Genomic DNA, 12,558 nt, shown 5'->3' on the forward strand with positions numbered 1-12,558 from the left:
CGGCAGGCAGCAACACTCCGAACGGCACCCCCCGGAGTGAGGGCGGGATAAGCGACCGACATAATGTCGGTCGTGGCGACAGCAACGACAGTAGAAACCGGGCACGCGCACCCGTCGGTCAACCGGCCGAACCTCACCAGCGTCGGAACCATCATCTGGCTGAGTTCCGAGCTGATGTTCTTCGCGGCCCTCTTCGCGATGTACTTCACCCTCCGGTCGGTGACCGGACCGGCCCACTGGAAGCACATGGCCTCAGCGCTCAATGTGCCCTTCTCCGCGACGAACACCACGATCCTGGTGCTCTCCTCGCTCACCTGCCAGCTCGGCGTGTTCGCGGCCGAGCGCGGCGATGTGAAGAAGCTCCGTGGCTGGTTCATCATCACCTTCATCATGGGTGCGATCTTCATCGGCGGTCAGATCTACGAGTACACCTCGCTGGTGAGGGACGAGGGGATCTCCCTGTCCTCCGACCCGTACGGCTCGGTGTTCTACCTGACCACCGGCTTCCACGGCCTGCATGTGACGGGCGGTCTCATCGCCTTCCTGCTGGTCCTCGGCCGCACCTACGCGGCGAAGAGGTTCACGCACGAGCAGGCGACCGCGGCCATCGTCGTGTCCTACTACTGGCACTTCGTCGATGTCGTCTGGATCGGCCTCTTCGCCACGATCTACCTGATCAAGTAGCCGGGACCACTCCCGCTAAATCCAGAAGCACCGACGCAGAAGATCCTGACACCGGGGTAATCCGTGAAAAAGCTCTCCGCACGACGACGCCATCCGCTGGCGGCGGTCGTCGTCCTACTCCTCGCGCTGGCGGCCACTGGGGGGCTGTACGCCGCGTTCGCACCCGCGAGCAAGGCACAGGCCGATGAAACCTCCCAGTCCCTGACCATCAAGGAGGGCAAGAAGCTCTACGAGGTCGGCTGCGCCAGCTGCCACGGCACCGGTGGCCAGGGCTCCTCCGACGGCCCGAGCCTGGTCGGCGTGGGCGCCGCGGCGGTCGACTTCCAGGTCGGCACCGGCCGTATGCCGGCCGCGACCTCGCAGGGCGCCCAGGTCCCGCGCAAGAGGCCCATCTACACGCAGGCCCAGATCGACCAGCTCGCCGCGTACATCGCGTCGCTGGGCGCCGGCCCGAGCATCCCGACCAAGGACCAGTACGGTCCGGACGGCGCCGACATCGCCAAGGGTGGCGAGCTGTTCCGCACGAACTGCGCGCAGTGCCACAACTTCACCGGCAAGGGTGGCGCCCTCACCAACGGCAAGTACGCGCCGACGCTGGAAGGCGTCGACCCGAAGCACATCTACGAGGCCATGCAGACCGGCCCGCAGAACATGCCGAACTTCCCCGACACCACGCTGTCCTCGAAGAACAAGAAGGACATCATCGCGTACCTGCACGCGGTCGACAGCGACCAGACGACCAACCCCGGCGGTCTGGAACTGGGCGGCATCGGCCCGGTCAGTGAGGGTCTGTTCGCCTGGATCTTCGGCCTCGGCGCACTGATCGCCGTCGCCGTCTGGGTCGCCGCTCGGACCGCAAAGGCCAAGAAGTCATGAGTAGCCAAGACATTCCAGAAGAGAACCTGCCCGCTGAGCAGGACCACGCGCACGGCGCGGTAGGGATCGCGGACGAGGAGAACCCGTTCGCCGACCCGGGGCTGCCGCCCCACGAGCACCGGATCCAGGACATCGACGAGCGGGCCGCCCGGCGGTCCGAGCGCGCGGTCGCCCTGCTGTTCACGGTGTCGATGCTGGCCACCCTCGGCTTCATCACGTCGTACGTGACGATCCCGCACGACAAGAACATCTTCGTGTTCCCGATCGGGCACCTCAGCGCGCTGAACTTCGCGCTGGGCCTGACCCTGGGCACGGCCCTGTTCTGTATCGGCGCGGGCGCGGTCCACTGGGCCCGCACCCTGATGTCCGACGTCGAGGTCGCCGACGAGCGTCACCCGATCGAGGCCTCTCCCGAGGTCCGCGCGAAGGTGCACGCGGACTTCCGCGAGGGCGCCAAGGAGTCGGCGCTCGGCCGCCGCAAGCTGATCCGCAACACGATGTTCGGCGCGCTGGCCCTGGTGCCGCTCTCCGGCGTCATGCTGCTGCGCGACCTCGGTCCGCTGCCCGGCACCTCGCTGCGCCACACCCTGTGGGCCAAGGGCAAGCGTCTGGTCAACATGAACACCAACCAGCCGCTGCGTCCCGAGGACGTCGGCGTCGGTTCGCTCACGTTCGCCAAGCCCGACGGCCTGGACGAGACGGACGAGCAGTTCCAGACGGAGATCGCCAAGGCGGCCCTGATGATCGTCCGGCTGCAGCCGGACAACATCAAGGACAAGCGCGAGCTCGACTGGTCGCACGAGGGCATCGTCGCCTTCTCGAAGATCTGCACCCACGTCGGCTGCCCGATCTCCCTGTACGAGCAGCAGACGCACCACGTGCTGTGCCCGTGCCACCAGTCCACCTTCGACCTCTCCGACGGTGCCCGAGTGATCTTCGGCCCCGCCGGCCACGCCCTGCCGCAGCTGCGCATCGGCGTGGACAGTGAGGGTTACCTCCAGGCGCTCGGCGACTTCGAGGAGCCCGTCGGTCCTGCATTCTGGGAGCGCGGATGAGTACTGCAGCGAACGAAACGCCCCGCTCTCGCGGGAAGGCACCGGCCGGCGAGCGTGTCGCCGACTGGGCCGACGGCCGACTCGGGATCTACTCCCTGGCCAAGTCCAACATGCGCAAGATCTTCCCCGACCACTGGTCGTTCATGTTGGGCGAAGTGTGCATGTACAGCTTCATCATCATCATCCTGACGGGTGTGTACCTGACGCTGTTCTTCCACCCGTCGATGAACGAGGTGGAGTACCACGGCAGCTACGTCCCGCTCCAGGGACAGCTGATGTCCGAGGCGTTCAACTCGACCCTGCACATCTCCTTCGACGTGCGCGGTGGTCTGCTCGTCCGGCAGATCCACCACTGGGCCGCGCTGATCTTCCTCGCCGGCATGTTCGTGCACATGATGCGCGTGTTCTTCACCGGCGCGTTCCGCAAGCCGCGTGAGGTCAACTGGCTGTTCGGCTTCCTGCTGTTCGTCCTCGGCATGTTCACCGGCTTCACCGGTTACTCGCTCCCGGACGACCTGCTCTCCGGCACCGGTGTGCGCTTCATGGAGGGCGCGATCCTGTCCGTGCCGATCGTCGGCACGTACCTGTCGTTCTTCCTCTTCGGCGGTCAGTTCCCCGGTCACGACTTCGTCGCCCGGTTCTACTCGATCCACATCCTGCTGCTGCCGGGCATCATGCTCGGCCTGATGGTGGGCCACCTGATCCTGGTCTTCTACCACAAGCACACGCAGTTCGCGGGTCCGGGCAAGTCCAACAACAACGTCGTCGGCATGCCGCTGCTGCCGGTCTACATGGCCAAGGCCGGAGGCTTCTTCTTCCTGGTCTTCGGTGTCATCGCGGTCATCTCCGCCATCGCGCAGATCAACCCGATCTGGGCCATGGGTCCCTACCGTCCGGACCAGGTGTCCACCGGCGCCCAGCCCGACTGGTACATGGGCTTCTCCGAGGGCCTGATCCGGTTCATGCCGGGCTGGGAGATCGACTTCTGGGGCCACACGCTCGTCCTGGGCGTGTTCATCCCGCTGATGATCTTCCCGCTGGTCCTGGTCGCGATCGCGGTCTACCCGTTCATCGAGGCCTGGGTCACCGGTGACAGGCGCGAGCACCACATCCTGGACCGCCCGCGGAACGCCCCGACGCGCACCGGCCTCGGTGTCGCCTGGATGACGGTGTACCTGACCCTGCTGATCGGTGGCGGCAACGACCTGTGGGCCACGCACCTCAACCTGTCGATCAACGCGGTCACCTGGTTCGTCCGGATCTTCGTCTTCGTCGGACCGGTCCTGATGTTCCTGCTCACCAAGCGGATCTGCCTCGGCCTGCAGCGCCGTGACCGCGAGAAGGTGCTGCACGGCCGCGAGACCGGCATCATCAAGCGCCTGCCGCACGGTGAGTTCATCGAGGTGCACGAGCCGCTCAGCCAGGAGCAGCTGCACACGCTCACCGCGCACGAGCAGTACAAGCCGCTCGAGATCGGCCCGACGGTCGACGAGAACGGTGTCGAGCGCAAGGTGAAGGCCGGCGACCGGCTGAGGGCCCGGCTGTCCAGCGCCTACCACGGCGAGGACAACCAGATCGCGAAGCCGACCGTCGAGGAGTACAAGGAGATCACGAGCGGCCACGGCCACCACTGATCCCACCGCGTCGTCACGCCACGCAGAAGGGCCCCGTCCGGGTTACGGACGGGGCCCTTCGCCGTCCCCGGGGGTCGATAGGGTGGGACCTGTTGAGACACGCGTCCCGTGGTGCGGGACATCGAACCAGGAGCGGCTTATGAGCGCTGTGACCCCCGCTGGAGGCGACACCGCGGCGGGCCGCTCCTGGCCCGCTCTGCTGAACGGTCTGCTGGACGGCAGGGACCTGTCCGCCGACGAGACCGCCTGGGCGATGGACCTGATCATGCGCGGCGAGGCGACGGACGCCCAGATCGCCGGCTTCATGGTGGCCCTGCGGGCCAAGGGCGAGACGGTCGAGGAGATCTCCGGCCTCGTCCGCACGATGTACGAGCACGCGAACGTCATCGAGGTGCCGGGTCCCGCCGTCGACATCGTGGGCACCGGCGGTGACGGCGCCAAGACGGTGAACATCTCCACCATGTCCTCGATCGTGGTCGCGGGCACGGGCGTGAGGGTCGTCAAGCACGGCAACCGGGCCGCCTCCTCCGCCTCCGGGTCCTCCGACGTCCTGGAGAAGCTCGGGATCAACCTGAACCTGACGCCGAAGCGGGTCGCCGAGGTCGCCGAGGAGGCCGGCATCACCATCTGCTTCGCGGTGAAGTTCCACCCGTCACTGCGTCATGTCGCCGCGGCACGCGGCCAGTTGGGCATCCGGACGACCTTCAACGTGCTCGGTCCGCTGACCAACCCGGCCCGGGTGCGCGCCCAGGCGGTGGGCGTCGCCGACCCGCGGATGGCGCCCATCGTGGCCGGCGTCCTCGCCGGGCGCGGCAACTCCGCGCTGGTCTTCCGGGGCGACGACGGCCTGGACGAGCTGACGACCACGTCCACCTCCCGGGTCTGGGTGGTCCGGGACGGCAAGGTGGCCGAGGAGTCCTTCGACCCGCGCGACGCCGGGATCGAGCTGGTCCCCGTGGAGGCCCTGCGCGGCGGCGACCCGGCGTTCAACGCCGAGGTCGCCCGGCGCGTGCTGGACGGCGAGCCGGGACCCGTCCGGGACGCCGTGCTGCTGAACTCGGCGGCGGCTCTGGTCGCCCTCGCGCCGGGCGACGCGTCCCTGACGGAGCAGCTGCGCGCCGGGATGGAGAAGGCCGCGGAGTCCATCGACTCCGGCGAGGCGAAGCGGGCGCTGGAGCGCTGGGTGGCCGCCAGCAACGCCTGAGGGTCCCCGGTCGGCGTCCCGCGATCCGGACTCGGGTTGCGGGACGCCGATCACTTCGCGTACGTTCCCGTACCAGGTCATGAGTGACAGTCATGAGGCCCCGGCCGACTGTCCGGCAACCCTCCGTCCGTGGCGGGGTGCCCCGGGTGAGGACCAGGTCGTGGGCAACGAGGTCCGCGGCAAGCGCGGACCCCTCGAGAAACCAGGGGTCCTGGTCGTCGAGGAGCCTTCCGTGAGCAAGCGAATGCGATAGGGCCGCCGAGCCCCGCCTCCGCACACCCATCTTCTCTTCCTTCCGTACGCCCTGCGCCGTACGTCCTCACGGGAGTTCCCCATGTCTGTCCTCACCGCTGCCGCCGACCAGTCCGTTTGTGCCCCGCTTTCCGTTCTGGGCGCAGATGTCACCGTCCCACTCGTCACCGGTGGCGAGGTCGCCTACGCGGCCCTCGACTACGCCGCCAGCGCCCCCGCCCTCCAGCGTGTCTGGGACGACGTGGCGGCCTACGCCCCCTACTACGGCAGCGTCCACCGCGGGGCCGGCTACCTGTCCCAGCTCTCCACCGACCTGTTCGAGAACGCCCGCAGGACGGTCGCCGCGTTCCTCGGCTGCCGCGAGGGCGACCAGGTGGTCTTCACCCGGTCGACGACCGACTCCCTGAACCTCCTGGCCTGCGCCCTGCCCGCCGGCTGCCAGGTCTTCGTCTTCGAGACCGAGCACCACGCCTCGCTGCTGCCCTGGCAGGACGCCGAGGTCACCTACCTCGACGCCCCGCGCACCCCGCAGCAGGCCGTGACGACGCTGGAACGGGCCCTCGCCGACCGCGCCCCGCACGGACCGGCCCTGGTCTGCGTCACCGGTGCCTCGAACGTCACCGGGGAGCTGTGGCCGGTCCGCGAGCTGGCCGCCGCCGCGCACGCCCACGGCGCCCGGATCGTCCTGGACGCCGCCCAGCTGGCCCCGCACCACCCGGTGGACATCCGTGAGCTGGACGTGGACTGGGTCGCCTTCTCCGGGCACAAGCTGTACGCGCCCTTCGGCTCCGGTGTCCTGGCCGGCCGCGCCGACTGGCTGCGGGTGGCCGAGCCGTACCTCGCGGGCGGCGGCGCCAGCCGCAAGGTCACCCGGCGCGAGGACGGCGGGGTGGACGTGGAGTGGCACGAGGGCGCGGCCCGGCACGAGGCGGGCTCCCCGAACGTCATCGGCGCCTACTCCATCGCCTCCGCCTGCAAGGCGCTCACCGAGGCGGGCTGGGACACCCTCGTCGCCCGCGAGCGGCACCTGATCGACACCGTCCGCGAGGGGCTCGCCGGGGTGCCCGAGGTCAGGTTCCTCTCCCTCTTCGGCGACGACGCCCCGCGCGTCGGGGTCATCTCCTTCGTCGTCGAGGGCTGGAACAGCTCCCACTTCGCCGCCGCCCTCTCCGCCGAGTACGGCATCGGCGTGCGCGACGGCCTCTTCTGCGCCCACCCCCTCGTGCGCACCCTGCTGGGCACGGACCCGAGGACCCAGGGGGAGTGCGGCGCCCCCGAGGCTGCGCCCGGCGAGAAGGCCCTCAACGCCATCCGCGTGAGCTTCGGGGCGGGCACGCCGGACGAGCACGTGCGCCGCTTCGTGGACGCCGTGAAGGAACTGGTGACCGAGGGCGCGAAGTGGACGTATCGCACGGAGGACGGGCGCTGCGTGCCCGCGGTGTGAGGCCGGGGCGTCCGGTGGGGCGGCCTTCAGGCGGTCAGGAGTCCAGCCCGATCGCGAAGGCCGCCTCCATGTCGTGCTGGGAGTAGGTGCGGAACGCGACGTGCGTGTCGGTGGCCTCGACCCCCGGGATCTTGCTGATCCGACCCGGGATCACCTCGGCGAGGTCCTCGTGCTGCCGCACCCTGACCATCGCGATCAGGTCGTACGTACCGGTGACGGAGAAGACCTCGGTGACCGACTCCAGCGAAGCGATCTGCTCCGCGATCTCGGGGATCCGGTCCACGCTGGTCTTGATCAGGACGATCGCGGTGATCACGGCTGGTTCTCTCCCTCGGGGGCCTGAGCAGGGGCGGCTTTCACTCTAGTCGCCCGCCCGTCCCCCACCACCGCTCGTCCGGGGCCGTCCTTCGGGCCCTTCCTCGTCCCGTAGCGCGCCCACGCGTAGCCGAAGCCGAGAGCGAAGCCGACCAGGTGCGCGAGGTAGGCCACCCCGGGCCCCTGGGCGGAGCGCCCGGCCGCCAGCCACTGCAGCGCCGCCCAGAAGGGCAGCACGACCCATGCCGGGAACCGCAGCGGCAGGAAGAACAGGAACGGCAGAAGACTGGTGACGCGGGCGCGGGGGAACAGGTAGAGGAACGCTCCGAGAACCGCCGAGATCGCCCCGGACGCGCCCACCAGCGACTGCTCCGAGGTGGCGTTGGCGACCGCGTAGCCCAGGAGGGCCAGATAACCGCAGCCGACGTAGAAGAGAGTGAACTCCACCCGGCCCATCCGCTCCTCGGTCATCACACCGAAGACGAGGAGGAAGAGCATGTTGCCCAGCAGGTGCACCCAGCTGCCGTGCACGAACAGGGCCGTGACCGGGGTGAGTGCCTGCTGCGCGGGGCGGCCGAACAGCTCGGCCGGGACCACGCCCCAGCGGCGGAAGTACGCCCGCTGCGCGGCGAGCAGGGCGTCCCCGGAGCCGTACCCGGGGGTGAGCCCGGAGGCCGGGCCCAGGACGAAGATCAGGAAGCACAGGGCGATGAGGGCGTACGTCGTCGGCGCCGAGGTGCCCCTGAGTGCCCTGAGGGTCCTGCCGGCCGCCGTGCTCCAGTCGCTGATCATGAACACAGAGCATGACGTAAGGGGACGCAAGCTGACAGACCGCCTCGCCGCCGTGGACGGGCGGGCGGCGAGTACCTGCCAGGCCGTAGGGTTACGAGCCACACGCGCCGGCCCCCGGCCCGGCCCGACGACGAGACGAAGGAAGCGGACAGCCACGATGACGGTTCCCCTGCCGACCGCCACGACCCGGTGGCGCTGCACCCTGTGCGGCAACCTCACCCGGTTCGACGTCACCCGTTCGTCCAAGGTCGTCGAGTACGTGCATCTCGATCTCGCCGGTGAGCCGAGCGTGGAGGAGCGCGAGGTGGTCAGTGAGACCATCGAGTCGGTGCGCTGCCGCTGGTGCAACGCGGTGGACCAGGTGGAACTCGTGGACAGGCCGGGCGCCGGCTCCTGAGCGGAGCGGCCCGGAGAGGTTTTCTTCGGTATTGGGGTGTGACGGATGGTGGAGACCGCAGGCGGGGGGCCGGGCGACGGCACCGCTGAGGTGCTTGACCGTCCGCTGCCCGACGGAGTGCGGCGCAGGGCCGTGCAGATCGTCTCGGACGGCTTCGGCGGGCTGACGATGGGCGAACTGCCCGCGCAGCTCCGGCAGTACGCCCGGTTCACCCCGAATCGCCGGGCCAAGTTCGCCGGGAACGCGATGGCGGCGGCGCTGGAGACCGACGCGCTGTTCCGGCAGCGGATCGGGGAGAAGTTCAGAGAGGCGCAGCCGGAACTCGCCGGCGCCCTCGACTCCGGCTCGCCGCCCCCGGCCGCGGACCCGCTCGACGTGGCGGCCGCGGCCTACGTACTGCGTCCGGCGGGCTGGGTGAAGCTGGTCACCGCGGCGGGCGAGGAGGCCCAGCGCGCCGACGCCGAGCGGGCGGACGAGGAGAGCCGGGCCGAACTGGACCGGCTGCGTGCCGAGCTGGCCCAGGCCCGTGAGCACACCCGGGCCGAGACCGAACGGCTGCGCACGGAGCTGGAGTCGGCGAAGAGGGACGCCGAATCGCTGCACCGGAAACTGCGCGCCGCCCTCAGCGACGTGAAGCGGGGCGAGGCCGCGCTGCGCAAGGCGCAGGGCGAGACCGACGCCGTGCGCGCCGAGGCGCAGGCCCAGGTGTCGGCCGCCGAGAGCGAGTCCCGCCGGCTCAAGGCCCGCCTCGGCGAGGCCGAGGCGGGCCTTGAGGCCACCCGCCGGGCGGCCCGTGAGGGCCGCAGCGTGGAGGACATGCGGGTGCGGCTGCTGCTCGACACCCTGCTGGAGGCGACCCAGGGCCTGCGCCGGGAACTGGCCCTGCCGCCGGTGTCCGTGCGCCCGGCCGAGACGGTCGACGCGGTGGAGCCGGGACGGATGACGCCAAAGGACATCGCGGCGCGCGCCCTGTCCGAGCACGACCCCGCGATCCTCGACCAGCTCCTCGCCCTGCCCCAGGCGCATCTGGTGGTCGACGGCTACAACGTCACCAAGACCGGCTATCCGCAGATGCCGCTGGAGAAGCAGCGGCTGAGGCTGCTCGGTCAGCTCTCCGCGCTCGCCGCGCAGACCGGCGCCGAGGTCACCTGTGTCTTCGACGGCGCCGAACTGGCCGCGCCGGTGCTCCTGGCGCCGCCGCGCGGGGTGCGGGTGCTGTTCTCCAAGCCGGGCGTCACGGCCGACGAGCTGATCCGCCAGCTCGTGCGCGCGGAGCCACCGGGCCGTCCGGTCATCGTCGCCTCGACCGACCGCGAGGTGGCCGACGGCGTCGCCAGGGCGGGTGCCCGTCCCGTGGCCTCTGCGGTACTTCTGAAGCGACTGTCCTGAAGGCCCAACGGACGTACGCAATGCCCGAATTGGGTTGATCGTCGAACCACTTAGTGTCAAGCGCGCCTCACTGCATGTGAGTTCTGTGCAAAGAATGCATTGCGGGGCGGGATTTTTTGGTGTGAGGATTTGAACTGATCACAAGTGGGTCACTAGGGTCTGGGCTCGAACCTCCGAACGGGTGATCACTCACAAGAAGGAGTTCGTCCTCCGTGGCGTCCCATCGTCGACCCAAGCAGCAGAGTCGCGCTCGCGTGACCGTGCTGACCACCGCAGCCGCCGCTGCCGTCGTGCTGAGCGCGAACGCCGCCAACGCCGCGCCGAGTCAGAAGCTCAGCAAGGACCAGGTCAAGGCCAAGGTCGACGAGCTCTACCAGCAGGCCGAGCAGGCCACCGAGAAGTTCGACGGGGCCAAGGAGAAGCAGCAGAAGCTGCAGAAGGAAATCTCCACGATCCAGGACAACGTCGCCCGGGGTCAGGAAGACCTCAACAAGCTGCGCGACGGCCTGGGTTCGCTGGCCACGGCCCAGTACCGCTCCGGCGGTATCGACCCCTCGGTCCAGCTCTTCCTCTCCTCGAACCCGGACGACTTCCTCGACAAGGCGTCCACGCTGGACCAGTTGAGCGGCCAGCAGGTCGACGCGCTCCGGAAGATCCAGGACAAACAGCGCGAACTCGCCCAGGAGCGGGCGGAGGCCACCGAGAAGCTCAAGGACCTCTCCGCCACCCGCACCGAACTGGGCAACCAGAAGAAGGCGGTCCAGGACAAGCTCGCCTCGGCGCAGAAGCTGCTCAACAGCCTGACCGCCAAGGAGAAGGCGGAGCTGGCCGCGCAGCAGCAGCGCGCCGACCGCTCCTCCAGCCAGCGCGTGAACCTCGGCGACACCCCGCCCGGATCCGGCCGTGCCGCGGCCGCCTTCGCCGCCGCCCAGGGCCAGCTCGGCAAGCCGTACGTGTACGGCGCCACCGGCCCCTCCTCGTTCGACTGCTCGGGCCTGACCTCCTACGCCTACGCGGCGGCCGGTGTCTCCATCCCGCGCACCTCCGAGGCGCAGGCCACCATAGGCACCCGCATCTACAGCCAGAGCGACCTCAAGGTCGGCGACCTGGTCTTCTTCTACGGCGACATCCACCACGTCGGCCTGTACGCCGGCAACGGCCAGGTGCTGCACGCCCCGCACACCGGCGCCGTGGTCCGCTATGAGGCGATGTCCGACATGCCCTTCCAGTTCGGCGTGCGGGTCTGAGACCCGCGGACGACCGCACGGTGGCGCCCGAACGGGCGAATCACCGGGACACGAACTGACCCCACGCCCCGCCGGTGACCTGCGTCAGCGGCGGGGCGTCACCTTCTGTTGCCGCCGACGCCTTTGGTCGGGGCCCTTCCGCACGGCTACTGTCTGCCGCGTTTCCCTGGCGCCGGGGCCTCCCCGTCCCCGGGCGCCGGGGACGTCATCTGTCAGCCAGCGGAAGGGGTACGGCAACCCGTGGGGTCCCATCGCCGCCTTGCACCGTCCGGATTCGACCGGGGCGCCGCCGCCCTGTGCCTGCTGTCGGCCACGGCCGCGGCGCTCGCCGCCGCACCGGCGCAGGCCTCGCCGCACGCGAACACCCGCGCCGAGGTCGACCGGCTCTACCAGGAGGCCGAGCAGGCGACGCAGGCCTTCGACCGGGCCGAGGAGCGCGTGAACACGCTGCGCCGGGAGGTCCGGGACGCCCAGGACCACATCGCCCGCCGGCAGCAGGCCGTCAACTCCCTGCGCGAGCAGCTCGGTTCACTGGCCGGCGCCCAGTACCGCGCGGGCGGCATCGACCCGGCCGTCGCGCTGCTCTTCTCCCGCGACCCGGACGACTACCTCGACAAGGCCGCCACCCTCGACCGGATCGGCGCCCAGCAGGCCGGTCAGCTCCGGGAGCTGCAGTCCGCGCTGCGCGACCTCGCCCAGGAGCGCACGGAGGCCACCGGGAAGCTCGACGAGCTGGAGCGCAGCCGCAAGGCGGTCGCCGCGCACAAGAGGACGGTGGAGGGCAAGCTCGCGAAGGCCCGGCAGCTGCTCGACTCGCTGTCCGCCGCCGACCGCGCCGCCTACGACCGGGCCTCGCGCTCCGACGGCGCCGGCCGCCTCGACCTGCCCGACCTGACCGGCGCGGTCGCCCCCGACGCCCGCGCCGCGGCCGCCCTCGCCGCCGCCCGCTCCGCCCTCGGCCGCCCCTACGTGTGGGGCGCCAACGGGCCCTCCGGCTTCGACTGCTCGGGCCTGATGCAGTGGTCGTACGCGCACGCCGGCATCCAGCTGCCCCGCACCTCGCAGGAGCAGCGCTTCGCCGGCCGGCGGATCCCGCTGTCCCAGGCGCGCCCGGGCGACCTCGTCGTCTACCGCTCCGACGCCAGCCACGTGGCGATGTACGTCGGGCACGGCCAGGTCATCCACGCGCCCTACCCCGGGGCGGCGGTGCGCTACGACCCGGTCGGGATGATGCCGGTCTCCTCCGTCACCCGGCCCTGACTTCCCGGT

Annotated in this window: 12 protein-coding genes and 1 riboswitch; of the genes, 10 read left to right on the forward strand and 2 right to left on the reverse strand. The window is 70.2% G+C overall.

Annotation, left to right across the window (positions count from 1 at the left end):
• Positions 1–63: 63 nt before the first annotated feature.
• The 6 genes from ctaE (at position 64) to ACZ7FF_RS02990 (ending at position 7,149) form a co-directional block, all read left to right on the forward strand.
• Positions 64–684 (forward strand): aa3-type cytochrome oxidase subunit III, encoded by a 621-nt coding sequence (gene ctaE, locus ACZ7FF_RS02965; protein ID WP_470808941.1) that lies wholly within the window; start codon positions 64–66, stop codon positions 682–684.
• A gap of 63 nt (positions 685–747) precedes the next feature.
• Complete coding sequence (qcrC, locus tag ACZ7FF_RS02970; protein ID WP_470808943.1) at positions 748–1,560, forward strand: cytochrome bc1 complex diheme cytochrome c subunit; 813 nt, start codon at positions 748–750, stop codon at positions 1,558–1,560.
• Positions 1,557–2,615 (forward strand): cytochrome bc1 complex Rieske iron-sulfur subunit, encoded by a 1,059-nt coding sequence (gene qcrA / locus ACZ7FF_RS02975; protein WP_470808944.1) that lies wholly within the window; start codon positions 1,557–1,559, stop codon positions 2,613–2,615. Before qcrC ends, qcrA begins: the two co-directional genes overlap by 4 nt.
• Positions 2,612–4,249, forward strand: coding sequence for a cytochrome bc1 complex cytochrome b subunit (qcrB, locus tag ACZ7FF_RS02980; RefSeq protein ID WP_470808945.1), 1,638 nt, complete (start codon positions 2,612–2,614; stop codon positions 4,247–4,249). Before qcrA ends, qcrB begins: the two co-directional genes overlap by 4 nt.
• 139 nt (positions 4,250–4,388) lie before the next feature.
• Positions 4,389–5,453, forward strand: coding sequence for an anthranilate phosphoribosyltransferase (gene trpD, locus ACZ7FF_RS02985; RefSeq protein ID WP_470808946.1), 1,065 nt, complete (start codon positions 4,389–4,391; stop codon positions 5,451–5,453).
• Between the two features lie 75 nt (positions 5,454–5,528).
• Positions 5,529–5,645, forward strand: a riboswitch (SAM riboswitch).
• 142 nt (positions 5,646–5,787) lie between these two features.
• The gene (locus tag ACZ7FF_RS02990) at positions 5,788–7,149 is read left to right on the forward strand and encodes an aminotransferase class V-fold PLP-dependent enzyme (RefSeq protein WP_470808948.1); all 1,362 of its coding nucleotides are present in this window, start codon (positions 5,788–5,790) and stop codon (positions 7,147–7,149) included.
• Between the two features lie 34 nt (positions 7,150–7,183).
• On the opposite strand, the gene ACZ7FF_RS02995 is transcribed toward ACZ7FF_RS02990, so the two are convergent.
• Both ACZ7FF_RS02995 and ACZ7FF_RS03000 read right to left on the reverse strand, forming a co-directional pair.
• A complete protein-coding gene (locus ACZ7FF_RS02995; protein ID WP_470808949.1) occupies positions 7,184–7,465 on the reverse strand; it encodes an Lrp/AsnC family transcriptional regulator in 282 nt (93 codons plus the stop codon).
• On the reverse strand, positions 7,462–8,256 hold the full coding sequence (locus ACZ7FF_RS03000; protein WP_470808951.1) for a rhomboid family intramembrane serine protease: 795 nt from the start codon (positions 8,254–8,256) through the stop codon (positions 7,462–7,464). The genes ACZ7FF_RS02995 and ACZ7FF_RS03000 overlap by 4 nt, the downstream gene beginning before the upstream one ends.
• Before the next feature lie 157 nt (positions 8,257–8,413).
• Between ACZ7FF_RS03000 and ACZ7FF_RS03005 the strand changes: the two genes are divergently transcribed.
• The 4 genes from ACZ7FF_RS03005 to ACZ7FF_RS03020 all read left to right on the forward strand — a co-directional run bounded on the left by ACZ7FF_RS03005 (position 8,414) and on the right by ACZ7FF_RS03020 (position 12,549).
• Positions 8,414–8,653 carry a hypothetical protein gene (locus ACZ7FF_RS03005; RefSeq protein ID WP_352348351.1) on the forward strand — a complete coding sequence of 80 codons (240 nt, stop codon included), beginning with the start codon at positions 8,414–8,416 and terminating at the stop codon, positions 8,651–8,653.
• Positions 8,654–8,698: 45 nt separating this feature from the next.
• Positions 8,699–10,042: an NYN domain-containing protein gene (locus ACZ7FF_RS03010; RefSeq protein ID WP_470808953.1), complete on the forward strand. Its 1,344-nt coding sequence runs from the start codon at positions 8,699–8,701 to the stop codon at positions 10,040–10,042.
• Between the two features lie 212 nt (positions 10,043–10,254).
• On the forward strand, positions 10,255–11,289 hold the full coding sequence (locus ACZ7FF_RS03015) for a C40 family peptidase (protein ID WP_470808955.1): 1,035 nt from the start codon (positions 10,255–10,257) through the stop codon (positions 11,287–11,289).
• Positions 11,290–11,529: 240 nt separating this feature from the next.
• Positions 11,530–12,549 carry a C40 family peptidase gene (locus ACZ7FF_RS03020; RefSeq protein WP_470808957.1) on the forward strand — a complete coding sequence of 340 codons (1,020 nt, stop codon included), beginning with the start codon at positions 11,530–11,532 and terminating at the stop codon, positions 12,547–12,549.
• Positions 12,550–12,558 lie beyond the last annotated feature (9 nt).

The sequence above is a fragment of the Streptomyces sp. NPDC037126 genome, from assembly GCF_055605965.1.